A 24,756-nucleotide genomic window follows, 5' to 3' on the forward strand; every position below is an offset into this window, starting at 1 on the left:
TCCCAGGTCGATCCGCGGCAGTGAAGCCCGGTTGCGCGGCCGGGCTCAAGCCTCCATCAGCGCGGCGAGCCGCGGGCCGAGCGCGGGCGCCGCGAAGCAGATCGGGTTGCCCTCGGTCAGCCAGGCGCCGCCGTCGAAGTCGCTGGTCCAGCACCCGGCCTCCCGCGCGATGGCGAGCGCGGCCGCCGCGTCCCAGGCATTGATGTGCAGCTCGACATAGGCGTCGAGCCGGCCCATCGCCGTCTCCACCAGGCCGAGCGTGCCGGAGCCGGAGGAACGCACGCCCGCGCCCGCCTCCATCACGCGCCCGACCAGCGCGACGAATTCGGCCGCCGGCCGGCGGAGCGACCAGCCCACCTCGACGATCGCGCGGGTGAAGTCCGGGGTCGGCGCGGCGCGGATCGGGATGCCGTTCAGCGTGGCGCCGAGCCCGCGCGCGGCGGCGACAAGCTCCCCCGGCGCATGGCGCGCCACGGCGCCGACCGCCGCCCTGCCGTCCAGCGCCATGCCGATGGAGACGCACCAGCGGATGCCGCCGCGGGCGAAGTTCGCCGTGCCGTCGATCGGGTCCAGGATCCAGAGCGGGCCGGATTCGGGCAGCACGCCGCTGCCCTCCTCCTCGCCCAGGACCGGCTCGCCGGGGAAGGCCGCCTCCAGCCTCTCGCGGATGAAGCGTTCGGTCGCGCCGTCGGCTTCCGTCAGGAAGTCCTGCGCGCCCTTCATCTTCGTCTCCGACATGCCGCGCGCGCGCATCCCGGCGGCCAGCGCGGCCGCGTCCTGCGCGATCCCCGCCGCGATGTCGCGGCGGCGGGTGAGTTCGGCGGCGTTCATGCGTAGGCGCCCATCACGTTCTGGTCGAAGTCGATCAGCGACCCGGTCATCATTTCCGCCGCGTCCGACAGCAGGTAGACCGCAAGGCCCGCCACGTCGGACGGGCGCAGGATGCGGCCGAAGGGCTGCGCCGGCGCGGCGCGGTCGAGCCAGTCGGCCGGGTTGCCGTCCCGCTGCTGGATCGCGTGTTCGCCCGGCGTGTCGGCCCAGCCCATGTTGATGCCGTTGACGCGGATGCGCAGCGGCCGGAGGCCGAGCGCGGTGTTCTTCGTGAGCGTCGCGAGCGCGCCCTTGGAGGAGGAATACGCCGTCAGGAAGGGCTGCCCGCCATGGCTCGACATGGTGATGACGTTGACGATGGCGCCGGGCCGCCCGAGCGCCTGGAGCCGCCGCGCCATCGCCTGGGTCAGCAGGAAGGGCGCGCGCGCATTGACCGCGAACAGCCGGTCCCAGAGCGCGGCCGGCGTGTCGAGCACGGTGCCGCGGTCGGTCAGCCCCGCCGCGTTCACCAGGCCGTCCACCGGGCCGAGCGCGGCTTCGGCCTGCGCGACGACGCCCATGGTCGCCTCCGCATCGGCGAGGTCGGCCGCGACGAAGTGGGCCCGCGCGCCAAGCGCGCGCAGCTTCGCGGCCACCGCCGCCCCGCGCGCGGCGTCGCGCCCGGTGATGCAGACCGCCGCCGCCCCGGCCTCGGCCGCAGCCAGCGCGCAGCCCTCGCCGATGCCCTGCGTGCCGCCGGTGACCAGCACGACGCGGCCGGCGAGGGAGACCTTCGGCAGGCTGCTCATGCGGCGATCTTCACCGGCCGGCCTTCCCGCAGCGAAACCAGCGCCGCATCCGCCAGCACCAGCGCCTGCCGCCCGTCCGCCGCGCCGACGGGCATCGGCGCGCCGGACGCCACGGCATCGAGGAAGGCCCCCAGCTCGATCCGGTACGCCTTGGCGTAGCGTTCCAGGAAGAAGTGCAGCGGCTTGTCGGCCGAGACGGCGTTCGCATCCGCAAGCTCCACCGTGGTCGGGCTGCGGTTGCCGGCGATCAGCCGCCCGCCGCTGCCGAACACCTCGACCCGCTGGTCGTAGCCGTAGCTGGCGCGGCGGCTGTTGTTGATGTGCGCCATGCGGCCGGACGCCGTCTTCAGCAGCACCATCGCGCTGTCGATGTCGCCCGCCTCCCCGATCGCGGGATCGACCAGGGTCGCGCCATGGGCGAAGACCTCCACCGGCTCCTCCCCCAGCATCCAGCGCGCCATGTCGAAGTCGTGGATGGTCATGTCGCGGAACAGCCCGCCCGAGACCTTGATGTAGGAGACGGGCGGCGGGCCGGGGTCGCGGCTGGTGATGACCACCTGCTCCACCCGACCGATCGCGCCGGCGCCGATGCGGCGGTGCAGCTCGGCGAAGCTGGGGTCGAAGCGGCGGTTGAAGCCGACCAGCATCGGCACGCCGGCCTTCGCCACCTCCGCCAGGCATTCGTCGACGCGGGACAGCGACAGGTCGATCGGCTTCTCGCAGAAGATGGCCTTGCCCGCGCGCGCCGCGGCGATGACCAGGTCCGCATGCGTGTCGGTGGAGGAGGCGATGATGACGGCGCCGACCTCGGGGTCCGCCAGCGCGGCCTCCGTCGTGCTCACCGTCGCGCCATGCATCGCGGCCAGCGCCTGCGCGGCGGGCGGATGCACGTCGACGACGTGCTTCAGCCGGGCGCGGCCGCTGGCCGCCAGGTTGGCGGCATGGATGGCGCCGATGCGGCCGGCGCCGAATTGTGCGAAGTGGAGCATGGCATTTCCCGAGGGCGACCGCTTGCGGGCGCTGTCATCAAAACGTAACACAAGACCCGCCCCGGACAATCCCGGGCGCGACGGAAAGGACGGCGAGGCAGCATGGCCAGTCTACGCCTGACCGCGGCGGAAGCCACGGTGCGCTTCCTGGCGGCGCAGCAGACCGAGATCGAGGGCCGCGCCGTGCCCATCTTCGGCGGCGTCTGGGCGATCCTCGGCCATGGCAACGTCGCAGGGCTCGGCCCGGCGCTGCACGCATCCCGCAGGGCGCTGCCCACCTTCAGGGCGCACAACGAACAGGCCATGGCGCATGCCGCCATCGCCTATGCCAAGACCCATGCGCGCCGGCGCATGATGGCCTGCACCACCTCGGTCGGCCCGGGAGCCACCAACATGGTGACGGCCGCCGCGGTGGCGCATGTGAACCGCCTGCCGGTGCTGTTCCTGCCCGGCGACGTCTTCGCCAGCCGCCGCCCCGACCCCGTGCTCCAGCAGGTCGAGAGCTTCGCCGACGCCACCGTCTCGGCCAATGACTGCTTCCGCCCCGTCAGCCGCTTCTTCGACCGGATCATGCGGCCCGAGCAGCTTCTCGCCGCGCTGCCCGCCGCGATGCGCGTGCTGACCGACCCCGCCGAATGCGGCCCCGTCACGCTCGCCTTCCCGCAGGACGTCCAGACCGAGGCGATGGACTGGCCCTCCGACTTCTTCCGCAAGCGGGTCTGGCGCCCGCGCGCGCCGGAGCCCGATGCGCGCGAACTGCGGGAAGCCGCGGCCCTGCTGCGGGAGGCGAAGCGCCCGCTGGCAATCGCCGGCGGCGGCGTGAAGTATGCCGGGGCGGAAGCCGCGCTGGCGGAATTCGCGCGCCGCCACGGCATCCCGGTGGCCGAGACGCAGGCGGGCAAGGGCAGCCTCGCCTGGAACGACCCCGGCAATCTCGGCGCCATCGGCGTCACCGGCAGCGCGGCGGCGAATGCGCTGGCGGAACAGGCGGATGTGGTGCTGGCGGTCGGCACGCGGCTGCAGGACTTCACCACCGGGTCGCGTGCGCTGTTCGGCAAGGCGCGGCTGCTGGCGTTGAACGTCGCGGCTTTCGATGCCCACAAGCACGCGGCGCAGCCGCTGGTGGCCGATGCGGCGCGCGGGCTCGCGGCCCTCACCGCCGCGCTCGGCCGCTGGTCCGCGCCGCGTGTCTGGCAGGAGAAGGCGGTGACCGCCACCGCCCGCTGGCATCGCGCGGTGGACCGCGTGACCGCGCCGCCGAAGCCGAGATCCACCGCCCTGCCCACCGATGCGCAGGTGGTCGGCGCCGTGAACCGCGCCATGCCGGAACGCGGCATCGTGGTCTGCGCCGCCGGCGGCCTGCCGGGGGAGCTGCACAAGCTGTGGCGCGCCACGGATGCCGCCGGCTACCACCTGGAATACGGCTATTCCTGCATGGGCTACGAGATCGCCGGCGGGCTCGGCGCCAGGCTGGCCGCGCCCGACCGCGAGGTGGTGGTGATGGTCGGCGACGGCAGCTACCTGATGATGAACAGCGAGATCGCGACCTCCGTCGCGATGGGCGCGAAGCTGACCATCGTGGTGCTCGACAACCGCGGCTTCGGCTGCATCAGCCGCCTCCAGCGCGGCACGGGGGGCGAGCCCTTCAACAACCTGCTGCCCGCCGCCGCGCCGAGGGTGGACTTCGCCGCCCATGCCGCCTCCCTCGGCGCCGAGGCGCGCAAGGTGGACGGCATCGCCGCGCTGGAAGCCGCGCTTCCGGACGCGTTCCGCGCGAAGCGCACGCAGGTGCTGGTGATCGACACCGACCCCGGGACCGGCACCGCCGAGGGCGGCGCCTGGTGGGAGGTGCCGGTCCCCGCCGTCCCCCGCACGCCCGCCCAGGCCGAGGCCCGCGAGGCCTACGAGACCAACCGCCAGCGCCAGACCTCCGGAGCCTGACATGCCCATCCGCCTCGGCATCAACCCGCTGACCTGGACCAATGACGACATGCCGGAGCTGGGCGCGGAGACGCCGCTCGAGACCTGCCTTGCGGAAGCGAGGCAGGCCGGCTTCGCGGGGGTCGAGCTCGGCAACAAGTTCCCCCGCGTGGCATCGGAACTGAAGCCGGTCCTGGACCGCCACGGGCTCGCGCTCGCCTCCGGCTGGTACGGCTCGCGCCTGCTGGAGCGCGACGTGGATGCCGAGATGGCGGAAGCCGAGCCGCATGTCGCGCTGCTCGCGGCACTCGGCTGCACGGTGATGGTCCATGCCGAGGTGTCCCGCGCCATCCACGGCGAGCGCACCACGCCTCTGTCGCGCCGCCCGGTGCTGTCGGATGCGGACTGGGCGGTGCTTTCGCCGCGGCTGGCCGAGATGGGGCGCCGCCTGAAGGCGCGCGGCCTGCACCTCGCCTACCACCACCACATGGGCACGGTGATCGAGACCGAGGCGGAGGTGGACCGGCTGATGGCGACGACGGGGCCGGAGGTCGGGCTGCTGCTGGACACCGGCCACCTGACCTTCGCGGGCGGCGATCCGGCGGCGGCGGCGAAGCGCCACGCCGCGCGCGTGGTCCATGTGCACTGCAAGGACGTCCGGCGCGAGGTGATGCAGGACGCGAAGCGCCGCGACCTGCCCTTCCTGGAAGCCGTGCTGGCCGGCGTCTTCACCGTGCCGGGCGATGGCTGCGTGGACTACGCCGCCGTGCTGCCGCATGTCGCCGCCGCGGGCTATGCCGGCTGGCTGGTGGTGGAGGCCGAGCAGGACCCCGCCAAGGCGCATCCGCTGACCTATGCCCGGATGGGGCACGACAACCTGGCCCGGCTGGCGGCGGCCGCCTTCGGCGGCTAGCCTTCACGGCATGGACGCATCGCCGCACGGCGCGACGCGCGTCGTCCTCGCGCTCGGCACGGCGCAGACGCTGTCCTGGGCGTCGAGCTACTACCTGCCGGCGATCCTCGCCGCGCCGATGGCGCGCGAATTCGGGCTTTCGACGAGCTGGGTGTTCGGCGCCTTCTCGGCGGCGCTGGTCCTCTCGGCCCTGCTCGGCCCGGCGGTGGGGCGCGCGATCGACCGCCGCGGCGGGCGGGGCGTGCTGGCGCTGTCGAACCTGGTGCTGGCGGCGGGGCTCGGCCTGCTGGCGGCGGCGCCGGGGCCGCTGGTGCTGGGGCTGGGCTGGGCGGTGCTCGGCATCGGCATGGCGATGGGGCTGTACGACGCGGCCTTCGCCACGCTCGCGGGGCTCTATGGCCGGGCGGCGCGGGGGCCGATCACCGGCATCACGCTGATCGCGGGCTTCGCCAGCACGGTCGGCTGGCCGGCCTCCGCGCTGATGGAGGAGGCGGTGGGCTGGCGCGGCGCCTGCCTGGCCTGGGCGTCGCTGCAACTGCTGCTCGCCCTGCCGCTCAACCGCCTGCTGGTCCCGCCCGCGCCGCCGCCGGAGAGGAACCAGGCCGCGACGGAGGACGGGCCGCCGCCACCCCGCTTCGCCATGCCGCTGCTGGCCTTCGTCTTCGCCGCGACCTGGTTCGTCACCGGCGCGATGGCGGCGCACCTCCCGGCGATGCTGCAGCAGGCGGGCGCGACGCCGGCGCTGGCCATCGCGGCGGCGGCGCTGGTCGGCCCCGCGCAGGTGGCAGCGCGGCTGGCGGAATTCGGCCTGCTGCGGCGGTTCCACCCGTTGGTGGCCGCGCGGCTCGCGACGCTCGGCCATCCGCTCGGCGTCGCGGCGATGGCGGCCTTCGGCGCGCCGGCGGCGATGGCCTTCGCGGTGCTGCACGGCATGGGCAACGGGATGCTGACCATCGCCAAGGGCACGCTGCCGCTGGCCGTCTTCGGGCCGGCCGGCTACGGCGCGCGCCAGGGCTGGATCGGCGCGCCGGCGCGGCTGCTGCAATCCTTCGCGCCCTTCCTGTTCGGCCTGCTGCTGGAAGGCGCGGGCGTCGGCGCCGCGCTGGCGCTGACCACCGGCTGCACGCTGGCCGCCTTCGTGGCGCTGATGCTGCTGCGGCCCGCGCGGCGCGCCTCAGGCTGAACCCTTCCCCGCCGGCGCCACCCCCGCGATCTCCTGCCGCAGCCAGGCGGCGAAGGCCTGCACGGTGGACCGGCGCGACGCGCTGTCGGTCATCACCAGGTGGTATCCGGTCCCGTCCTCCAGCACCGGCGCGAAGGGGCGCAGCAGCCGCCCTTCGGCGATCGCATCGGCCACCAGCACGCCCCAGGCGATGGCGATGCCCTGTCCGGCCTCCGCCGCGGCCAGGGCCAGCGCCGTCTCCCCGAAGCGCGGCCCGGCGGCGGCGAGCGCGGGGTCGAGCCCCGCGACGGCCAGCCAGGCCTGCCAATGCGGCCGCTCGGCGTAGTGCAGCAGCAGGCTGCGGGAGAGCAGCTCGCCCGGCGGCGCCTCCCGCCCCCCGCCGTCGAGCAGGGCGGGCGCGCAGACCGGGAACATCACCTCCCGCGTCAGCGTCTGCACCACATGGCCGGGCCATTCGCCGTTGCCCGTGCGGATCGCGACGTCCACATCCGCGCCGTGCAGCTGCGCGAAGTAGCGATGCGTCTCCAGCCGCAGCTCGATCCAGGGGTGGGCGCGCACGAATCCCGCGATGCGCGGCGCCAGCACCCGCATGGCGAAGGTGCGCGCGGCGTTGACCACCAGCGTGGTGCGCGTGCGCGGCTGGCCGATGCGCAGCAGCCCCGCCTCCAGCTGGTCGATGCCGCGCCGGACATAGTCCGCCAGCAGGTCCCCCGCTTCCGTCAGGCGCAACCCGCGCGGCCCGCGGGTGAACAGCGGCTCGCGCAGGCGTTCCTCCAGCGCCTTGATCTGGCGGCTGATGGCGCCCTGGGTGACGCCCAACTCCTCCGCCGCGCGGCCCATGTTCAGGTGGCGCGCCGCCGCATCGAAGGCGCGCAGCGCCTGCAGGGGCAGCCCTGCGGTGCCTTGAGCTGAACTCATGGCTCGGCACACTAGAGCGTCGCTACCGGCGCGACCAGCCCGCCCCGATACTGCCCCGACCGCATGAGGCAGGACGCATGAAGCCGGGCAGGCGTTTCGACCCCGTCACCCTCCAGATCCTCTGGAGCCGCCTGATCTCCATCGCGGACGAGGCGGCGGCGGCGCTGCTGCGCACCTCCTTCTCCACCATCGTCCGCGAATCCAACGACTACGCGACGGTGCTGATGGACGCCAACGGCGACAGCCTGGCCGAGAATTCGACCGGCATCCCGAGCTTCGTCGGCCTGCTGCCGCGCACGCTGCGCCACATGCTGGCGGAGGTGCCGGTGGAGGACCTGCGGCCGGGCGACGTGCTCATCACCAACGACCCCTGGATGGGCACGGGCCACCTGCTGGACATCACCATGGCGTCGCCGATCTTCCGCGGCGGCCGCATCGTCGCCTTCGCGGGCGCCACCTCCCACATGCCCGACATCGGCGGCACGCTGTGGTCCGCCGACTGCACGGAGATGTACGAGGAAGGCATCCGCATCCACCCCACCCGCTTCCTGGTCGGCGGGCGGGAGAACCGGGACGTGGCGAACTTCATCCGCGGCAATGTCCGCGTCGCCGACCAGGTGATGGGCGACATCCAGGCGCAGATCACCGCGCAGGCGGTCTGCGCGCGCCGCGTGATGGAATTCCTCGACGACACCGGCCTCGACGACCTGACGGAGCTGTCCGCCGAATTGCAGGACCGCGCCGACCGCGCCATGCGCAAGGCCATCTCCGCCCTGCCGGACGGCACCTGGCGCGGCGTGGTCCATGCCGATGGCTACGAGGAGCAGGAGACGCGGATCGAATGCGCCGTCACGGTCGAGGGCGACCGCCTCACCGTCGACTACGCCGGCACCTCCCCGCAGATCGCGCGCGGGCTCAACAGCGTGATGAACTACACCTACGCCTACACGGTCTACCCGCTGAAATGCGCGCTGGACCCGCTGACCCCGCGGAACGAGGGCAGCTACCGCGCGGTGACGGTGACGGCGCCGGAAGGCAGCATCCTCAACCCGACGCCGCCCGCGCCGGTCAATGCGCGGCACCTCACCGGCCTGTTCCTCTCCGGCGCGGTCTATCAGTGCCTCGCGCAGGTCGTGCCGGGCAAGGTGGTGGCGGACAGCGCATCCCCCAGCCCGCGGCCTGTCTACACCGGCCGCGCGCCTGGGGGCGACCGCTTCAGCCAGGTGCTGTTCGGCAGCGGCGGCATGGGGGCCAGCGCCCATGCGGATGGCCTCAACACCACCGCCTTCCCGACCAATTCCGGCAGCGGCAGCATCGAGGCCTTCGAATCCTCCGCGCCCATCGTGGTGTGGAAGAAGGACCTGCTGCCCGACAGCGGCGGCCCCGGCCGCTTCCGCGGCGGCCTCGGGCAGGAGGTGGAGCTGGAGGTGATGACGGAGGAGCCGGTGCGCCTCTCCCTCATCTCCGACCGCATGAAGCACCCGCCGCTCGGCCTCGACGGCGGCGGGGCGGGCGCGCCGGCGCTGGTGCGGCTGCAGGACGGGCGGACGCCGCATCCGAAGTCCCGGTCCCAGCTGCGGCCGGGCGACCGCCTGCTGATGCATTACGGCGGCGGCGGCGGCTATGGTGACCCGCGCGAGAGGGACCCGGCCGCGATCGAGCGCGACCTCGAGGACGGCTACGTCACGCCCGAAGGCGCAATACGGGATTACGGGAGGAAGGGATGAGCCTGCGCCCTACGCGCCGCGGCCTTGCCGCCGCCGCCGCGCTGCTGCTGCCTGCCGCCGCCCGCGCGCAGCCGCGCTGGCCGGACCGCCCGCTCCGCATGGTGGTGCCCTGGGCGGCCGGCGGCGGGTCCGACACGCTGGCGCGCCTGCTGGCGGTGCCGATGGGCCAGGGCCTCGGCCAGCCGGTGGTGGTGGAGAACCGCGCCGGCGCCGGCGCGGTCATCGGCTCGGAAGCCGTGATGCGCGCCGCGCCGGACGGCACCACCCTGCTGCTGGGCGACACGCCGCTGGCCACCGTCCCCGCCGTGCAGGCCGCTGCCGGCCGCCCCGTTCCCTTCGAGGCCGCGCGGGACTTCACCGCCATCTGCGCCCTGGCCGAGGCGCCGGGCCTGCTGACCGTGCAGGGCGCGTCCCCCTTCCGCGGCATGGCCGACCTGCTGGCGGCCGCGCGCGCCAACCCCAGCGCCATCAACTTCGCCTCCGCCGGCACCGCGAGCAGCACGCACCTGATGCTGGAACTGCTGCAGATGCGCAGCGGCGTGCGGATGACGCATGTGCCCTATCGCGGCGCCGCGCCGGCGGTGCAGGACGTGCTGAACGGCACGGTGCAGGCCACCTTCATGGCGCTCGCCACCGCCGCGCCGCTCGTCGCCTCCGGCCAGGTGCGCGTGCTCGGCGTGGCCGGGGAGGCGCGGATGCCGGCGCTGCCGGACGTGCCGACGATGCGCGAACAGGGCATCGACCTGGTCGCCGGCTTCTGGTGGGGCCTGCTCGGCCCGGCCGGCATCCCGGAGCCGGTGGTCGCGCGGCTCGGCGCCGCCGCGAACGAGGCGATGGACGCCGAGGCGGTGGCGGCGCGGCTGCCCGCGCTCGGCCTGCAGCGCCTGCGCCTCGGCCCCGCCGCGTTCCGTGACCTGCTGGCGCGCGAGACGACGCGCTGGCGCGAGGTGGTGCAGGCGGCGGGGATCGTGCCGGAATGAAGGATGGAACCTTGCGGATCGGCGTCGATGTCGGCGGCACCTTCACCGACTTCGTTCTGGTGGACGAGGCGCGCGGCCGCATCCTGACCGGCAAGCGCCTGACCACGCCCGACGATCCGGGCCGCGCCATCCTCGATGGCCTGGAGCGCCTGCTGCGGGAGGCGGGGGCGGATATCGGGGCGGTGCGGCAGATCGTGCACGGCACGACGCTGGTCACCAACACGGTGATCGAGCGCAAGGGCGCGCGCATCGGCCTGATCACCACGCGCGGCTTCCGCGACAGCCTCGAGATGGGGCGGGAGATGCGCTACGACCTCTACGACCTGTTCCTCGAGAAGCCGGAGCCGCTGGTGCCGCGGCCGCGCCGCCATGCGGTGACCGAACGACTGGACGCGCGCGGCCGCGTGCTGCTGCCGCTCGCCGAGGCGGAGGTGCGCGACGCCGCGCGCGCGCTGGCCGCGCAGGGGGTGGAGGCGGTGGCCGTCTGCCTGCTGCACAGCTACCTCGACCCCGCGCATGAGCGCCGCGTGCGGGAGATCCTGGCCGAGGAACTGCCGGGCCTGCGCGTCACGCTGTCATCGGATGTCGCGCCGGAGATCCGGGAATACGAACGCGCCAACACCGCCTGCGTGAACGCCTATGTCCAGCCGCTGATGGACCGCTACCTGGCGGCGCTGGAGGCGGAGCTGGGCCGGCGCGGCCTGCGCGGCCCGCTGCACCTGATGCTGTCCGCCGGCGGCATCGCCACCGTGCGCCACGCCCGCGCCAACCCCGTCCAGCTGATCGAGAGCGGGCCCGCCGCCGGCGCGCTGGCGGCGATGCATTTCGGCCGGCTCTGCGGGGTCGAGGACATGATCTCCTTCGACATGGGCGGCACCACCGCGAAGATGTGCCTGATCGAGGGCGGCGAGGCCGAGCACGCCTCCACCTTCGAGGCCGCGCGCGTGCGGCGCTTCAGGAAGGGCTCCGGCCTGCCGCTGAAGGTGCCGGTGATCGACCTGATCGAGATCGGCGCCGGCGGCGGCTCCATCGCGCAGGCGAGCGAGATGGGGCTGCTGACGGTCGGGCCCGAAAGCGCCGGCAGCGTGCCCGGCCCGGTCTGCTACGCCCGCGGCGGCACGCGGCCGACGGTGACGGATGCGGACCTGCTGCTCGGCTACCTCTCGCCCGAATACTTCCTGGGCGGGGAGATGGCGCTCGACCGCGCGGCGGTGGAACGCGCGGTGGAGGAGAGGCTGGCGAAGCCGCTCGGCATGACGGTGCTGGAGGCGGCGGCCGGCATCCACGCCGTGGTGAACGAGAACATGGCCGCCGCGACGCGGATGTACGTTGCGGAGAAGGGCAGGGACCCGCGCCGCTACGCGCTGCTCGCCTTCGGCGGCGCGGGGCCGGTGCATGCCTACGGGCTCGCGAAGCTGCTGAAGCTGTCGCGCGTGATCGTGCCGGCGGGGGCGGGGGTCGCCTCCGCGCTCGGCTTCCTCGTCGCGGCGCCGGCGATCGACCTGGTGCGGAGCGGCGTGCAGCGCCTGTCCGCCGTGGACTGGGACGCGGTCGGCGCGAAATTCGCCGGGATGGAGGCCGAGGCGCGCGCCATGATCGAGGAGGCCGGCGCGGCGCCCGGCGACGTCGCCTTCGCCCGCAGCGCGGATATGCGCTTCCTCGGCCAGGGCTTCGACATCAATGTGCGGCTGCCTGCGACGGTGACCGGGGAGACGGTGCGGGAGGCCTTCCTCGACACCTACCAGCGCCTGTTCGACCGCCGCATCGAGGGGGTCGCGATCGAGGTGCTGAGCTGGCGCCTGCATGCCGGCGCCACCCGCCCGCGCGTGCCGGAGACGGTGGGCGAGGCCGCCCCCGCCGGCGCCGCGCGCAAGGGCACGCGCCCGGTCTGGTTCGCGGAGACGGGGATGGCGCCCTGCGCGGTCTATGACCGCTACCGCCTGCCGCCCGGCCAGCGCATCCCGGGCCCGGCGGTGGTGGAGGAGCGCGAATCGACCGTCGTCGTCGGCCCCGATGCCAGCATCACCGCCGATGCCCGCGGCAACCTGCTGATCGAGATCGCGGCCGAACCGGCCGCCATGCCTGCCGACGCCGCCGAGTAGAAGGAACGCCCGCATGCCGAAGATGACGGCCGACTGGGTCTGGATGGATGGCCGGCTGGTGCCCTGGAAGGACGCCACGCTGCATGTCGCCACCGAATGCGTGCTCCGCGGCGAGAACGTGTTCGAGGGCGAGCGCGCCTACTGGAGCGAGGAGGAGGGGGAGCTGTTCATGTTCCGCCACGCCGACCACATCCGGCGTCTGCGGGAAGGCGCGCGCATCATGCGCATGTCCATCCCCTATTCGGATGCCGAGATCGAGGCGGCCTGCATCTCCCTCATCCGCGCCTGCAACTACCGCAGCGGCATCCATTTCCGCCCCGTCGTCTATTTCGCCGACGGCGAGCTGACGCAGTACCGCCCGGACGAGATCCGCACGGGGATGTTCATCCTCGCGCTCTCCATGCCGTCGAAGGACACGCTGAGGACCGGGGTGAAGTCCTGCGTCAGCACCTGGCGGCGCAACGGCGACCTCAGCTCCCCCTCGCGCGTGAAGTCGGGGGCGAACTACCACAATTCCCGCCTCGCCTACATCGAGGCGCGGCTGAACGGCTTCGGCCCGCCGATCATGCTGAACAACGCGGGCAAGGTGGCGGAAGGCCCGGGCGCCTGCATCATGATGATGCGCCAGGGCCGGCTGGTGACGCCGCCGGTCACTGCCGACATCCTGGAAAGCATCACGCGCGAGACGCTGATGGAACTCGCCCGCGCGGAACTCGGGATCGAGGTGGTTGAGCGCGACATCGACCGGTCGGAACTGTATGTCTGCGACGAGGCCTTCTTCTGCGGCAGCGGCGCGGAGGTCCTGCCCATCTCCTCGATCGACCACTACGACCTCGGCGACGGCACGCCGGGGCAGGTCACGCGCGCGCTGCAGGACCTGTATTTCCGGGCGGCGCGCGGCGCGATCCCGAAATACCGGCACTGGCTGACGCCGGTCTGGGGCGGCGCGGCGCGCGCCGCGGCCGAATAGCAACGACAACACCGACAAGGAGGCGAGAATGACCACCCCGATCGCGCGGCGCGCCCTGCTCGCCGCCCTGCCGGCCGCGCTGGCCGCGCCGGCGCTGCCGCGCGCGCAGCAGCTGACCCGCGACGTGCGCTGGATCGTCGGCTTCGCCGCGGGCGGCAGCGTGGACGCCATGGCGCGCATCGTCGCCGCCGCGATCGGGCCGCAGATCGGCCGCAACGTGGTGGTGGAGAACCGCACCGGCGCGGGCGGCTTCATCGGATTGCAGGCGGTGGCGAATTCCCCGCCCGACGGCCATGTGCTGGCCATCGCCTCCGGCTTCAACCTCTCCGTCTCGCCTGTGCTGCCGGGGATGACGATGCCGATCGACCCGGATGCGGAGCTGGTGCCGATCGGCGGCATGGGCCGCGGCGCGATGGTGCTGGTCGCCCGCCCCGACGCGCCCTTCCGGACCATGGCGGACTTCATCGCGCATGCGAAGCGGCCGGGGGCGCGCATCACCTGCGGGCATGGCGGCGCCGGCTCCTCCCCGCACCTGATGGCCGCGCGGATGGCGCAACTCGCGGGGATCGAGCTGGACTTCATCGCCTATCGCGGCGGCGCGCCGGCACTGGTGGACCTGATGGCCGGCCGCATCGACGTCTATTTCGCCCTGCTGCCGGAGGCGCTGCAACATGTCCGCGGCGGCGCGATGCGGGGGCTGGCCGTCGCCACCGCCGCCCCGCACCCGACGCTGCCCGACGTGCCGGTGATGCAGGCGACGCTGCCCGGCATGGTGGGCGGCAGCTGGTGGGGCGTCGCGGGGCCGAAGGGCCTGTCGCCCGAATGGGTCGCCTGGTGGTCGAACCAGATCGGCCAGTGCGTGCGCCGGCCCGAGGTGCGGGCGCGCCTGACCGAAAGCCTGATCGACGAGTCCGACACCTCGACCGCCGCCTTCCGAGAGGAGATCGCGCGGGAGCGGCGGATCTGGGCCGAGGTGATCCGCACGGCCGGCATCCGTGTCAGCGAATAGGCCGGTCGGGCGCCTCGTCGCGGAGAGCCTGGTCGCGCATGGCGCGGACCTGGTGTTCTGCGTCCCGGGCGAGAGCTTCCTCGGCCTGACCGACGCCATCACCGACCTGCCGCGGCTGAAGCTGGTGGTCTGCCGGCACGAGGGCGGGGCGTCCTACATGGCCGTCGCCGATGGCCGGATGCGCGGCGGGCGCGCGGGGCTCTGCCTCGTCTCGCGCGGGCCGGGCGTGGCGAATGCCATGATCGGCCTGCACACCGCCTTCCACGACGCCGTGCCGATGATCCTGCTGATCGGGCAGGTGGACCGGCGCGAACGCGGCCGCGGCGCCTTGCAGGAACAGAACTACGCGAAGCTGCTGGCCGACACGACCAAGGCGGTGATCGAGGTGGACCTCGCGCTGCATGCTTCGGAAGCCATCGCGCGCGCCTACCACGTCGCCGAAAGCGGCACGCCCGGCCCCGTCGCGGTGGTGCTGCCCGAGGACCTGCTGGACGACGAGGCGGACGGCCTGCCGCTGGCCACGCCGCGCCCGCGCACCGTGCCGGGGCCTTCCGCCGCGCAGGTCGATGACCTGGCCGCCCGCCTCGCCCGCGCCGAACGCCCGCTCGTCCTGGCCGGCAGCCAGGTGGACGGAAATCCGCAGCAGCTCGCCGCGCTGACGCGGTTGGCCGAGGCCTGGTCGCTGCCCGTCGCGCCGACGCATCGCTGGCCGCACCTGTTCGACAGCCGCCATCCGAACTGCGCGGGCTATGTCGGCAACCGCGTGCAGCCGAGGCTGATGGGGGCGATGCGGGAAGCGGACCTTCTCGTCGCGCTCGGTGAGCGGATGGGCGACGTGGTCAGCCAGTCCTACAGCTTCCCCTCGCTGCCGGATGGCCAGGTGCCGCTGGTGCATGTCTGGCCGGACCCGGTGGAGATCAACCGCGTCTTCCGCGCGGAACTGCCGATCGCCGCCGATCCGCACCAGGTGGTGGCCGCGCTTCTCGCCCGCGCTGCGCCGCCCCCGCCGCCGGGGCGCGCGGCCTGGATCGCGCGGCTGCACGGCATCCATCGCGAACTGACGGCCCCGGTCGCGGAGCCGGCGCCGGATGGCGTGAACTTCGCCGCCGTCTGCATCGCCCTGGCCACGCGCATGGCCGGGGATGCGGTGCTGACGACGGATGCCGGCAACTTCACCAGCTTCGTCCACCGCCATGTGCCCTTCGGCCAGGGCAACGTCTTCCTCGGCTCCGCCGTCGGCGGCATGGGCGCGGGCGTGCCGATGGCGGTCGCCGCCGCCATCCGCCATCCGGGGCGGCAGGCGATCGCGGTGGTGGGGGACGGCGGCGCGCTGATGACGGGGAACGAGATCGCAACCGCCATGCGCCACGGTGCCGCGCCGGTCATCCTGGTGGCGGACAACCGCACCTACGGCTCGATCGGGATGCATCACGGCAACCGCTATCCCGGCCGTCCCGTGGCCGCGGCGGCGGACCTGGTGAACCCGGACTTCGCCGCCTGGGCCCGCGCCTTCGGCGCCGAGGGCTACACCATCCGCGACGAGGCCGGGATCGCCCCCGCGCTGGACGCCGCGCTCGCTCCCCGCCGGGTGCCGGCGGTGGTGCATGTGCATGCCTCGGCGCTGCAGGTCACGGCCTGGCGGCGCGCTACCACCTGACGCCGGCCTCCGACAGGTCGAAGCGGCTCACCTGGTCAAGCCGCGTGCCGAACCAGGCCTCGATGGCGATGTCGCGGGCCGCCTGCGGCACCGGTCGCCCCGACCCGTCCAGCACCAGGGGCAGGTCGTGGCCCGGCAGCAGCACCGTGCCGGACACCTCCCTCCACGCGGCGTCGAGCCGCGCGATGGACCGCGCATGCACCGCCGCATCCATCGTCATGTCCGCCTTGCCGGTCGCAAGCTCGCTGCGGTTCTTCGCGACATCGGCCGAGAAGATCACGCGCGGCGCGCCTTCCAGCACGAAGACGAGGTGGTGCGGCGAATGTCCAGGCGCCTCGAAGCAGGAGATCCCGGGAAGGCCGGTCGGCCCCTCCGCCAGTCGGTGCAGGCGTGGGTCCGCGGCCAGCGCCCGCAGCGAATGCTCGGGCCAGAGCGGCGTGCCGATTGGCTGCGCCAGCGCATAGTCGATTTCAGCCCCCGGCACATGCAGCGTGGCATTCGGGAAGCAGGGCCAGTTCTCGACATGGTCGTAGTGCAGATGCGTCACCAGCAGGTCCGTCACCTGCGCGGGCGCGACGCCCGCCTCGGCCAGCTTCGCGAGCAGGAGGCCCCGCGCGCCCATCCGGCCGGTGTCGAGCACCGCGATCCGCCCCGCCGGCCCGCGCGCGAGCGCGACCGTGCTCCAGCCCAGCCCGCCCTGCTGGCGCGACTTGCCCGGATACCCCTGGATGAGGGTGGTGACCTGCCAGGACATGCGGCGTTCCTTCCGTGACGGCGCGTCAGTTCACCTCGATCCGCGCGTCGCGCACCACGTCGCGCCAGCGGGCGAGGTCGGCGGCGATCAGGCGGGCGAGGTCGGCGCGCGGCGTCGCATCCACCGCGAAGCCGACCCGCGCCAGGCGTTCCGTCACCTCCGGGGTGCGGAGCGTGGCGACCATCACCTCGTTCAGCCGGTCCAGGATGGCGGCGGGGGTGGAGGCGGGCGCGACCACCGCGGTCCAGCTGCCGCTGACGATCTCCGGCAGGCCCTGCTCGGCCATGGTCGGCACATCCGGCGTCGCGGAATGGCGGCGCGGCCCCGCCACCGCGATGCCGCGGATCGCGCCGGACTGGATGTGGGGCGAGACGGTGGCGGCGTTCAGCACCGCGACGGGCACCGTGTTCTGGATCACCGCCTGCATCGCCGCGGGCCCGCCCGCGAAGGGCACCGCCGTCGCCTCGGTCCCCGTCCGCAGGCGGAACAGCTCCATCCCCAGCTGTTCCGAGGAGCCGACGCCGGAGGAGGCATAGTTCACCCCGCCCGGCCGCCCCTTCATCCAGGCCACCACCTCCGCCACCGTCGTCGCCGGCACCGAGGGATGCACCACCAGCATGTTCGGCGCCGTCATCACCAGCGTGACCGGCGCGAAGTCGCGCTCCACGTCGTAGCCGGGGCTGCGCATGACCACCGGGTTGATGGTCAGCGTCCCGCTGGCCGCCACCAGCAGCGTGTGCCCGTCCCCCGCCGACTGCGCGACGAGGCGCGAGCCGATGGCCCCCGTCGCGCCCGGCCGGTTGTCGATCACCACGGGCTGGCCGAGCGCCGCCTGCATCCCGCCCTGCATCACCCGCGCGGCCAGGTCCGTCGGACCGCCGGGGGGGAAGGGCACCACCAGCGTCACCGGACGGACCGGCATCCAGGCGGCCTGCGCCGCGCCTGCCCGCGGCAGCAGCAGCGGCGCGGCGAGCAGCGGCAGGAGGTCTCTGCGGCGCATCTTCGGTCTCTCCCCGTTCGGCATCCGTTGCGGCAGTGAAGCACAGCCGGGGTGACACCGCATCCACCCGCGGGCAGCATCCCGGCATGACAGAGACCCCGACGCCCGAGCAGGTGCGCGCACGCATCGAGGCGATCCGCGCCGCCCGCGGCTTCGTCCTGCCCCACCACGGCGCCATGGCCGCCGCCCTGCCCGAGCTGCACGACGCCTACGAGGCGATGTACCGCGCCCTCACGCTCGACCGCCGCCACCTGACCCCGTTCGAGAGGGAGGCCGTCTGGCTCGCGATCCTCGCCGCCTGCGAGGAGCCGGTGGGCACGCACCACCTCGCGAAGTTCAGCGCCGCGGGCGGCACGGCGGCGCAGGCGGCGGCGATATTCCGGCTTGCCGCCTGGGCAGCCGGGGCGGCGCGCTACGCCATGATCGCCGAGGCCTGGCAGGCGCACGTCCCCGCCATCCCCGCCGCGCGCGAATACCTGGACGGCGCCGAGGCCCTGCTGCGCGGCGCGCCCATCCCGCTGCCGCTGGCGCGGCTCTGCCTCGTCGGCGTGCAGACCGCGGCCGACCAGCCCTTCGGCCTCGGCGCCGAGATCGAGGCCGCCTATGCGGCAGGCGTGCCCGAGCCCTGCATCGCGGAGGCGATGAGCCTGGCGATCTGGCCGCGCGGCGTGAACCGCTTCGTCCGCGCCACCGCGCTCTGGCTCGCGTTGATCCGGGCCGGCCGCGTCACGCCGAGCGCCCCTTTCCGCGCCTGGGCCGAAACCGAGGGGCAGGGCGCCTTCGTCCTGCCCCCGGCGCCGGCGGGCTGATTTCTCAACCTGGGCGGGAATGCGCTACGCTGCCCCCGCCGGGCGGGCGCAGGCCGGCGCGGGGGGCACCATGTCGACCAATCTGCAATCCTTCTCGCTGCGCGACCTGGAATACCTGGTGGCGGTGGGGGAGCACCTGAATTTCGGCCGCGCGGCCCAGGCCTGCGCGGTCAGCCAGCCCACGCTCTCCGCCCAGGTCCGCAAGATCGAGGAGGCGATCGGCACCGAGGTGTTCGAGCGCAGCCCGCGCGGCGCCCTCGTCACCCCGCGCGGAGCCGAGGTGCTGGCCCAGGCGCGCATCGTGCTGGCCGAGGCGCGGCGCCTGTTCGAGGTGGCGGCGGCGGGCGGCGAGCCGCTGGCCGGCACCTTCCGCCTCGGCGTCGTCTCCACCCTCGGCCCCTATCTCGTGCCCTTCCTGATGAAGCCGCTGCGCGCGCGCTTCCCGCGGCTGCGCCTGCTGATCAGCGAGGGCCACACCCGCGCCCTGGCGCACCAGCTGGAGGAGGGGGAACTGGATGCCATGCTTGCCGCCGCGCCTCTGCCGGGCGCCGACCTCACCGCGCTGAAGCTGTTCCGGGAGGAGTTCGTGCTGGTCGTCCCGCGCGACCACCCGCTGGCGCGGGTCGAGCGCGTGACGCGGGCCGACATCCCGCCCGCCGACCTGATCCTGCTGAGCGAGGGCCACTGCATGCGCGACCAGGCGCTGGCCTTCTGCCCCGGGCGCCTGCGGGAGGACCGGCCGGAGATGCAGGCGGCAAGCCTGGAATCGCTGCGCCAGATGGTCGCGGCCGGCGTCGGCATCTCGTTCATGCCGCAACTGGCCGTGCAGAACGGCACGCTGCTCGACGACCTCGTCGCCTATCGCCGCATCGGGAAGGGCGACCTGGCGCGGGAGATCGCGCTGTTCCACCGCCCGGGCTTCGTCCGCATCCGCGAGGCGCGGCTGCTGCGCGGCGCCGTGCGGGAGATCCTGGCCGGGTCGAGCGGCGTGAAGGTGCTGGGCGGGGTGTAGGTCCCCGCGCTGCTTGACGCGCCCCCCCACGCCGCCCTTCATGCCGCCATGGCCGAGACCCTGCAGGTCCCAGATCACCTGACCGTCGCCAATGCCGATTTCAGCCGCGCCCTCGCCTGGATCGACGGCGGGGTCGTGCCGCTGGCCGAGGCGCGGATCCCGGTCCGCGACCTCGGCCTGATGTATGCCGACATGACCTATGACGTGGTGCACAGCTGGCGCGGCGGCTTCTTCCGGCTGGACGACCACCTCGACCGTTTCCTCGCTTCCTGCGCGGGCCTGCGGCTCGACCCAGGGATGACGCGGGACGCGCTGCGCCGGCGCCTGGCGGAGCTGCTGCGCCGCAGCGGCCTGCCGGACGCGCTGGTCTACTTCGCCTGCACGCGCGGGCTGGCTGTGCCGGGCACGCGCGACCCCGCGCGCAGCCGCAACGCCTTCTTCGCCACCGTCACCCCGCTGGTCCTGCGCGGCCAGCCGGAGGAGATGCGCCGCGGCCTGCATGCCACGCTGCCGCGCGATGTCGCACGCATCCCGGCGGAGTCGGTCAACCCGGTCTGGAAGAACAGCCACTGGGGCGACTTCATCCGCGCCACCTTCGCCGCCAAGGACAGCGGCCACGACGTGCCGGTCCTGCTGGCCGCCGACGGGGCGGTGGCGGAAGCGCCGGGCTTCAACGTCGTCGCGCTGGTCGATGGCGCGCTGGTCTCGCCCGACCGGGGCGTGCTGGAAGGAATCTCCTGCCGCACCATGTTCGAGATCGCGCGCGACCTCGGCATCCCCGCCCGCTACGGGCGGCTGATGCCGGAGGAGCTGGCGCGGGCGGAGGAGGCGTTCCTCACCGCCACATCCTGCGGGCTGTTCCCGGTGACGCGCATCGATGGGCGGCCGGTGGGTGCCGGCGTGCCCGGCCCGGTGACGACGCGCTTGCTCAACACCTACTACGCCAGGAAGAATGCCGGCTGGCACATCACCCCGGCCACCAGCATCCCGCCGCCCGAGGAGACACCATGATGAGGCGACCCCTGCTTCTCGCCGCCGCCGCGCTGGCGGCCGGGCTCGGCGCCGCGCCCGCGCTGGCGCAGCGGGACCTGACGGTGGTGGCGGGCGGCGGCGCGCTGCAGGACCACATGCGCCGCACGCTGTTCGAGAGCTTCACCCGCGCCACCGGCACCCGCGTGGCGGACACCGCCTATGACTACAATGTCGGCCCGATCCGCGCGATGGTGCAGGCGCGCAACGTCACCTGGGACGTGGTGCTGGTGGAGGCGCCGGACCTCATCCGCGGCTGCGAGGACGGCGTCTTCGAACGCATCGACTGGTCGGTGGTGCGCCGCGACAGGTTCCTGCCCGGCGGCACCACCACCTGCGGCGCGGGCGCCATCGGCTGGGGGGTCGCCGTCTTCTGGGACGGCGCGCGCCACGCCGCCGGCCCGCGCGACTTCCGCGAATTCTGGGACACGCAGCGCTTCCCCGGCCGCCGCACGCTGCGCCGCGGCGCGCGCATGACGCTCGAGATCGCGCTGATGGCCGATGGCGTGCCGGCGGCCGAGGTGTACCGCGTGCTCGCCACCCCCGCCGGCCAGCAGCGCGCCTTCGCGGCGCTGGACCGCATCCGGCCCAGCCTGCATTTCTGGACCGGCGGGCAGCAGCCGATCGAGCTGGTGAATGCTGGGGAGGTCGCCTACGCCGTCGGCTTCGTCGGCCGCACCGCCAACGCCATCCGCGGCGGCGCGCGCTACGACCTCGTCTGGGACACGCTGCTCTATTCCTTCGACTACTGGGCGGTGGTGCGCGGGTCGCCCAATGCCGCGGCCGGGATGCGCCTGATCGACCACATGACCAGCCCCGCGCCGCTGCTGGACCTCACGCGGGTCTGGCCCATCAACCCCGTCACCGCCGCCGTCGCCAACGATCCCGATGTGCGCGCCCGCAACCCGCTGATGATGAGCAACCACCAGGACCGGGGCCTGCAGATCGACACCGAGTTCTGGCTGGAATACGGCCCGGACCTGGAGCAGCGCTTCGCCTCCTGGCTGAACCGCTGAGGCCGCGCTGCGCCGCCGGAACCTCCTTGCCGCCGCGCTGGTCGCGCCGCTGCTGCTGCTGATCGCGGCATGCTTCCTGCTGCCCGTCGGCCTGACGCTGCTGACCGCCGTCACCGACCGGGAGGTGGCGGAGGCGCTGCCCCGCACGCGCGCCGAACTCTCCCGCTGGGACGGGCAGGGGCTGCCGCCGGAGCCCGCCTTCGCCGCCATCGCCGCCGAACTCGCCGCCGCGCTGGAGGAGCAGCGCATCGGCGAGGTGGCGCAGCGGCTGAACTTCGAACGCGTGGGCATGCGCGGCCTGCTGCTGCGCACGGCCCGCGCCGGCCCGCGCCTGTCCGCCCCCTTCGCCGAGAGCCTGCCGCGCCTCGACCCCCGCTGGGGGGAGGCCGGGACCTGGCTGATGCTGCGCCGCGCCGGCGGGCCGGCCACCACGCTCTACCTCCTGCGCGCGGTCGACATGACGCGCCTTCCGGGGGGCGAGGTGGTGGCGGTCGCGCCGGAGGAGGCGGTGTTCCGCACGCTGTTCTGGCGCACGCTGTCGGTCAGCCTGGTCGTCACGCTGGCCTGCGTCCTGCTGGGCTATCCGGTGGCGGCCGCCATCGCGCGCCTGCGGGCACCCTGGCGCGGCGTCGCGCTGGCCCTCGTGCTGATCCCCTTCTGGTCGTCGGTGCTGGTCCGCAGCGCCGCCTGGTTCGTGCTGCTGAGCAGGGAGGGGCCGGTGAATGCCGCGCTGCTCGCGCTCGGCCTCGTGGAGGCGCCGGTGCAGCTGGTGGGCACGCGCTTCGCCGTGCTGCTGGCCACCGTGCATGTCCTGCTGCCGGTCGCGATCCTGCCGATGCTGAGCGTGATGTCGCGGCTCGACCGGCGCTACCTGCACGCCGCCGCCTCGCTCGGCGCCGGGGGATGGGCGAGCTTCACGCGGGTCTGGCTGCCGCTGACCATGCCCGGCGTGCTGGCGGGCGCGGCGATGGTGTTCCTGCTGGCCGTCGGCTTCTACATCACGCCCGCGCTGGTGGGGGGGGAACGGGACCAGCTGGTCGCCTGGTTCATCGCGTCCTTCCTGAACCGCGACGTCAACTGGGGCATGGCGGCGGCGCTGTCGGTCTATCTGCTGGCGATGGCGGGCGCGGTGCTGGGCCTGGCGCGGCTGCTGACGGGCGGCGCCGGCCTGCCGGGGCTGCGGCCGTGAGGGTGGGGCGCGCCGCGCTGGCGGCGACGGCCGGGCTGGTGCTGCTGTTCCTGGTGGCGCCGATGCTCGCGGCCATGATCCTGAGCCTGTCTCCGACCGAGCTGATGGCCTTCCCCCCGCGCGGCCTGTCGCTGCGCTGGTACGAGGACTTCCTGACCAGCAGCCGCTGGGTGCTGGCCACGCGCAACAGCCTGGTGGTTGCGGCGGCGACCACGGTGGTGGCGACCCTGCTCGGCACCATGGCGGCGGTCGGGCTGCATCTCGGCCGCTTTCCGGGACGCGGCGCGATCGTGGCGCTGCTGACGCTGCCGATGGTGACGCCCTTCATCGTCACCGCCGCGTCGATGTTCTTCGCCTTCTCCGCCATTGGCATCGCCGGCACGCTGGCGGGGCTGGTGCTGGGGCACGCGGTCATCGCGGTGCCCTTCGTGGTGATCTCCGTCCTCGCCACGCTGCGCACCTTCGATGCCGGCCTGCTGCGCGCCGCCGCCTCGCTCGGCGCGTCGCCGATGCAGGGGTTCCTTCGCGTGCTGGTGCCGCTGGCCTGGCCGGGCATCGCGGCGGGCGCGATCTTCGCCTTCGCCACCTCGCTCGACGAATTCGTCATCACGCTGTTCCTGGCGGGGCCCGGCCAGTTCACCCTGCCGCGGCAGATGTACGCCAATGTCCGCGAATACACGACGCCCACCATCCTGGCGGCCGCGACGCTTCTGTTCCTCGCCTCCACCCTGTTCCTGCTGGCGACCGAGCTGCTGCGGGGACGGCGGCGGTGAACGCGCCGCTGGTCCGCTTCCGCGGCGTGTCGAAGACCTTCGACGGCCGCGTCTCCGCCGTCGCCTCGCTCGACCTCGACATCATGCGGGGCGAGTTCCTGACGCTTCTCGGCCCCTCGGGGTCGGGCAAGACGACCACGCTGATGATGCTGGCCGGCTTCGAGGACCCGAGTGCGGGCGCGATCGAGCTGGACGGGCGGCGCATCGAGAGCCTGCCGCCGCACCGGCGCGGCATCGGCGTGGTGTTCCAGAACTACGCGCTGTTCCCGCACATGACGGTGGCGCGGAACCTGGCCTTCCCGCTGTCCGTGCGCGGCGTGCCGCGGCGCGAGGTCGCGGAGCGCGTTGACGCCGCGCTCGCGCTCGTGCGCCTGCCCGGCTTCGGGGAACGGCGCCCGGCGGAGCTGTCTGGCGGGCAGCAGCAGCGCGTGGCGCTGGCGCGCGCGCTGATCTTCCGCCCCGAGCTGGTGCTGATGGACGAGCCGCTCGGCGCGCTCGACAAGCAGCTGCGGGAGGAGCTGCAGATGGAGATCCGGCATCTCCACCGCCAGCTCGGCGTCACGGTGGTCTATGTCACGCACGACCAGTCCGAGGCGCTGACCATGTCCGACCGCATCGCGGTGTTCGATGCCGGGCGCATCCGCCAGCTCGGCACCCCGGCCGAGGTGTACGAGGCGCCGGCGGACGCCTTCGTCGCCGGCTTCGTGGGGGAGAACAACCGCCTCCACGGCGTGGTGGAGGAGCCCGGCGCGGAGACGTCGCGGGTCCGCCTGCCGGACGGGACGCGCCTGCTGGCCGCGCCTTGCGGGCTGCCGGCGGGCCGCCCGGTGGTGCTCTCCCTCCGCCCCGAACGCATCGCCATCGGCCCGGCGGCGGCGGGGCTGGCCAACCAGGCGGAGGCGCGGCTGGAGGAGGTGGTCTATCTCGGCGACCACAGCCGCTTGCGCCTGGCCTTCGCCGGCCGCGACGACCTCCTCGCGAAGCTTCCGCGGCAGGAAGGGGCCCTGGTGCCGCAGCCGGGGCAGGCGCTGCGCATCGGCTTCCCCGCGGCGGCGCTGCGCGCCTTCCCGGACTGACCGCCGACCTGCGGAAATCGCATGGCAGCCCCTTGCGGGCGGGGCTTCCGCCCGTGAGAGTATCGCGTCGCCCGCGACCGGCGCGGCCACGACAACTCCGCAGGGGGAGCT

22 protein-coding genes are annotated in these 24,756 nt (G+C 73.9%); 16 read left to right on the forward strand and 6 right to left on the reverse strand.

Going from position 1 to position 24,756, the window contains the following annotated elements:
* Positions 1-45: 45 nt before the first annotated feature.
* Genes ACK8OX_RS07385 through iolG form a run of 3 tightly spaced genes read right to left on the reverse strand, consistent with a single transcriptional unit; the run spans position 46 to position 2,608 of the window.
* Positions 46-831, reverse strand: a complete 786-nt coding sequence (locus ACK8OX_RS07385; RefSeq protein WP_430663316.1) for an inositol monophosphatase family protein — start codon at positions 829-831, stop codon at positions 46-48.
* Positions 828-1,619, reverse strand: a complete 792-nt coding sequence (locus ACK8OX_RS07390; RefSeq protein ID WP_430663317.1) for an SDR family oxidoreductase — start codon at positions 1,617-1,619, stop codon at positions 828-830. Before ACK8OX_RS07390 ends, ACK8OX_RS07385 begins: the two co-directional genes overlap by 4 nt.
* Positions 1,616-2,608 carry an inositol 2-dehydrogenase gene (gene iolG / locus ACK8OX_RS07395; RefSeq protein WP_430663318.1) on the reverse strand — a complete coding sequence of 331 codons (993 nt, stop codon included), beginning with the start codon at positions 2,606-2,608 and terminating at the stop codon, positions 1,616-1,618. Before iolG ends, ACK8OX_RS07390 begins: the two co-directional genes overlap by 4 nt.
* 102 nt (positions 2,609-2,710) lie before the next feature.
* On the opposite strand from iolG, the gene iolD reads away from it, so the two are divergent.
* Genes iolD through ACK8OX_RS07410 form a run of 3 tightly spaced genes read left to right on the forward strand, consistent with a single transcriptional unit; the run spans position 2,711 to position 6,624 of the window.
* Positions 2,711-4,549, forward strand: a complete 1,839-nt coding sequence (gene iolD, locus ACK8OX_RS07400; RefSeq protein WP_430663319.1) for a 3D-(3,5/4)-trihydroxycyclohexane-1,2-dione acylhydrolase (decyclizing) — start codon at positions 2,711-2,713, stop codon at positions 4,547-4,549.
* A 1-nt stretch (position 4,550) separates the two neighbouring features.
* The gene (gene iolE / locus ACK8OX_RS07405; protein WP_430663320.1) at positions 4,551-5,441 is read left to right on the forward strand and encodes a myo-inosose-2 dehydratase; all 891 of its coding nucleotides are present in this window, start codon (positions 4,551-4,553) and stop codon (positions 5,439-5,441) included.
* Positions 5,442-5,451: 10 nt separating this feature from the next.
* Positions 5,452-6,624, forward strand: a complete 1,173-nt coding sequence (locus ACK8OX_RS07410) for an MFS transporter (protein ID WP_430663321.1) — start codon at positions 5,452-5,454, stop codon at positions 6,622-6,624.
* Here the strand turns inward: ACK8OX_RS07410 and ACK8OX_RS07415 are convergent.
* A complete protein-coding gene (locus ACK8OX_RS07415; RefSeq protein ID WP_430663323.1) occupies positions 6,616-7,542 on the reverse strand; it encodes a LysR substrate-binding domain-containing protein in 927 nt (308 codons plus the stop codon). The genes ACK8OX_RS07410 and ACK8OX_RS07415 overlap by 9 nt on opposite strands.
* 77 nt (positions 7,543-7,619) lie before the next feature.
* On the opposite strand from ACK8OX_RS07415, the gene ACK8OX_RS07420 reads away from it, so the two are divergent.
* The 6 genes from ACK8OX_RS07420 to ACK8OX_RS07445 are packed head-to-tail and all read left to right on the forward strand — an operon-like array spanning position 7,620 to position 15,987.
* On the forward strand, positions 7,620-9,269 hold the full coding sequence (locus tag ACK8OX_RS07420) for a hydantoinase B/oxoprolinase family protein (protein WP_430663324.1): 1,650 nt from the start codon (positions 7,620-7,622) through the stop codon (positions 9,267-9,269).
* Positions 9,266-10,249, forward strand: a complete 984-nt coding sequence (locus ACK8OX_RS07425; protein WP_430663325.1) for a tripartite tricarboxylate transporter substrate binding protein — start codon at positions 9,266-9,268, stop codon at positions 10,247-10,249. Before ACK8OX_RS07420 ends, ACK8OX_RS07425 begins: the two co-directional genes overlap by 4 nt.
* Entirely contained in the window at positions 10,246-12,351 is a 2,106-nt protein-coding gene (locus ACK8OX_RS07430) for a hydantoinase/oxoprolinase family protein (protein ID WP_430663326.1), read from the forward strand. The genes ACK8OX_RS07425 and ACK8OX_RS07430 overlap by 4 nt, the downstream gene beginning before the upstream one ends.
* Positions 12,352-12,364: 13 nt before the next feature.
* Complete coding sequence (locus ACK8OX_RS07435) at positions 12,365-13,321, forward strand: branched-chain amino acid transaminase (protein ID WP_430663327.1); 957 nt, start codon at positions 12,365-12,367, stop codon at positions 13,319-13,321.
* 28 nt (positions 13,322-13,349) lie between these two features.
* Positions 13,350-14,330: a Bug family tripartite tricarboxylate transporter substrate binding protein gene (locus ACK8OX_RS07440; RefSeq protein WP_430663328.1), complete on the forward strand. Its 981-nt coding sequence runs from the start codon at positions 13,350-13,352 to the stop codon at positions 14,328-14,330.
* Positions 14,317-15,987, forward strand: a complete 1,671-nt coding sequence (locus tag ACK8OX_RS07445) for a thiamine pyrophosphate-dependent enzyme (RefSeq protein WP_430663329.1) — start codon at positions 14,317-14,319, stop codon at positions 15,985-15,987. Before ACK8OX_RS07440 ends, ACK8OX_RS07445 begins: the two co-directional genes overlap by 14 nt.
* Here the strand turns inward: ACK8OX_RS07445 and ACK8OX_RS07450 are convergent.
* Positions 15,977-16,741 carry an MBL fold metallo-hydrolase gene (locus tag ACK8OX_RS07450; RefSeq protein WP_430663330.1) on the reverse strand — a complete coding sequence of 255 codons (765 nt, stop codon included), beginning with the start codon at positions 16,739-16,741 and terminating at the stop codon, positions 15,977-15,979. The genes ACK8OX_RS07445 and ACK8OX_RS07450 overlap by 11 nt on opposite strands.
* 25 nt (positions 16,742-16,766) lie before the next feature.
* Positions 16,767-17,741 (reverse strand): Bug family tripartite tricarboxylate transporter substrate binding protein, encoded by a 975-nt coding sequence (locus tag ACK8OX_RS07455; protein WP_430663331.1) that lies wholly within the window; start codon positions 17,739-17,741, stop codon positions 16,767-16,769.
* Between the two features lie 86 nt (positions 17,742-17,827).
* On the opposite strand from ACK8OX_RS07455, the gene ACK8OX_RS07460 reads away from it, so the two are divergent.
* From ACK8OX_RS07460 to ACK8OX_RS07490, 7 genes are all read left to right on the forward strand, one after another.
* Positions 17,828-18,550: a hypothetical protein gene (locus tag ACK8OX_RS07460; protein ID WP_430663332.1), complete on the forward strand. Its 723-nt coding sequence runs from the start codon at positions 17,828-17,830 to the stop codon at positions 18,548-18,550.
* Between the two features lie 19 nt (positions 18,551-18,569).
* A complete protein-coding gene (locus ACK8OX_RS07465; protein ID WP_430663334.1) occupies positions 18,570-19,562 on the forward strand; it encodes a LysR substrate-binding domain-containing protein in 993 nt (330 codons plus the stop codon).
* Positions 19,563-19,610: 48 nt separating this feature from the next.
* Positions 19,611-20,573: an aminotransferase class IV gene (locus tag ACK8OX_RS07470; RefSeq protein WP_430663335.1), complete on the forward strand. Its 963-nt coding sequence runs from the start codon at positions 19,611-19,613 to the stop codon at positions 20,571-20,573.
* The gene (locus tag ACK8OX_RS07475) at positions 20,570-21,607 is read left to right on the forward strand and encodes an extracellular solute-binding protein (RefSeq protein ID WP_430663336.1); all 1,038 of its coding nucleotides are present in this window, start codon (positions 20,570-20,572) and stop codon (positions 21,605-21,607) included. The genes ACK8OX_RS07470 and ACK8OX_RS07475 overlap by 4 nt, the downstream gene beginning before the upstream one ends.
* A 124-nt stretch (positions 21,608-21,731) precedes the next feature.
* Positions 21,732-22,796, forward strand: coding sequence for an ABC transporter permease (locus ACK8OX_RS07480; RefSeq protein ID WP_430663337.1), 1,065 nt, complete (start codon positions 21,732-21,734; stop codon positions 22,794-22,796).
* Positions 22,793-23,569 (forward strand): ABC transporter permease, encoded by a 777-nt coding sequence (locus ACK8OX_RS07485; RefSeq protein ID WP_430663338.1) that lies wholly within the window; start codon positions 22,793-22,795, stop codon positions 23,567-23,569. Before ACK8OX_RS07480 ends, ACK8OX_RS07485 begins: the two co-directional genes overlap by 4 nt.
* Positions 23,566-24,645, forward strand: a complete 1,080-nt coding sequence (locus ACK8OX_RS07490) for an ABC transporter ATP-binding protein (RefSeq protein WP_430663339.1) — start codon at positions 23,566-23,568, stop codon at positions 24,643-24,645. The genes ACK8OX_RS07485 and ACK8OX_RS07490 overlap by 4 nt, the downstream gene beginning before the upstream one ends.
* The last annotated feature ends 111 nt before the right edge of the window (positions 24,646-24,756 follow it).

Source organism: Falsiroseomonas sp. CW058, from assembly GCF_050563535.1.
Lineage (GTDB): Bacteria > Pseudomonadota > Alphaproteobacteria > Acetobacterales > Acetobacteraceae > Falsiroseomonas.

What these genes read in the sequence shown, in the direction of transcription:
- ACK8OX_RS07450 (WP_430663330.1), bottom strand. Translation starts at nt 16,741, where the DNA reads ATGTCCTGGCAGGTCACCACCCTCATCCAGGGGTATCCGGGCAAGTCG.
- iolG (WP_430663318.1), bottom strand. Translation starts at nt 2,608, where the DNA reads ATGCTCCACTTCGCACAATTCGGCGCCGGCCGCATCGGCGCCATCCAT.
- ACK8OX_RS07465 (WP_430663334.1), top strand. Translation starts at nt 18,570, where the DNA reads ATGCGCTACGCTGCCCCCGCCGGGCGGGCGCAGGCCGGCGCGGGGGGC.
- ACK8OX_RS07455 (WP_430663331.1), bottom strand. Translation starts at nt 17,741, where the DNA reads ATGCGCCGCAGAGACCTCCTGCCGCTGCTCGCCGCGCCGCTGCTGCTG.
- ACK8OX_RS07460 (WP_430663332.1), top strand. Translation starts at nt 17,828, where the DNA reads ATGACAGAGACCCCGACGCCCGAGCAGGTGCGCGCACGCATCGAGGCG.
- ACK8OX_RS07410 (WP_430663321.1), top strand. Translation starts at nt 5,452, where the DNA reads ATGGACGCATCGCCGCACGGCGCGACGCGCGTCGTCCTCGCGCTCGGC.
- ACK8OX_RS07415 (WP_430663323.1), bottom strand. Translation starts at nt 7,542, where the DNA reads ATGAGTTCAGCTCAAGGCACCGCAGGGCTGCCCCTGCAGGCGCTGCGC.
- ACK8OX_RS07470 (WP_430663335.1), top strand. Translation starts at nt 19,611, where the DNA reads ATGGCCGAGACCCTGCAGGTCCCAGATCACCTGACCGTCGCCAATGCC.
- ACK8OX_RS07385 (WP_430663316.1), bottom strand. Translation starts at nt 831, where the DNA reads ATGAACGCCGCCGAACTCACCCGCCGCCGCGACATCGCGGCGGGGATC.
- ACK8OX_RS07435 (WP_430663327.1), top strand. Translation starts at nt 12,365, where the DNA reads ATGCCGAAGATGACGGCCGACTGGGTCTGGATGGATGGCCGGCTGGTG.
- ACK8OX_RS07475 (WP_430663336.1), top strand. Translation starts at nt 20,570, where the DNA reads ATGATGAGGCGACCCCTGCTTCTCGCCGCCGCCGCGCTGGCGGCCGGG.
- ACK8OX_RS07440 (WP_430663328.1), top strand. Translation starts at nt 13,350, where the DNA reads ATGACCACCCCGATCGCGCGGCGCGCCCTGCTCGCCGCCCTGCCGGCC.
- iolE (WP_430663320.1), top strand. Translation starts at nt 4,551, where the DNA reads ATGCCCATCCGCCTCGGCATCAACCCGCTGACCTGGACCAATGACGAC.
- ACK8OX_RS07425 (WP_430663325.1), top strand. Translation starts at nt 9,266, where the DNA reads ATGAGCCTGCGCCCTACGCGCCGCGGCCTTGCCGCCGCCGCCGCGCTG.
- ACK8OX_RS07420 (WP_430663324.1), top strand. Translation starts at nt 7,620, where the DNA reads ATGAAGCCGGGCAGGCGTTTCGACCCCGTCACCCTCCAGATCCTCTGG.
- iolD (WP_430663319.1), top strand. Translation starts at nt 2,711, where the DNA reads ATGGCCAGTCTACGCCTGACCGCGGCGGAAGCCACGGTGCGCTTCCTG.
- ACK8OX_RS07390 (WP_430663317.1), bottom strand. Translation starts at nt 1,619, where the DNA reads ATGAGCAGCCTGCCGAAGGTCTCCCTCGCCGGCCGCGTCGTGCTGGTC.
- ACK8OX_RS07430 (WP_430663326.1), top strand. Translation starts at nt 10,246, where the DNA reads ATGAAGGATGGAACCTTGCGGATCGGCGTCGATGTCGGCGGCACCTTC.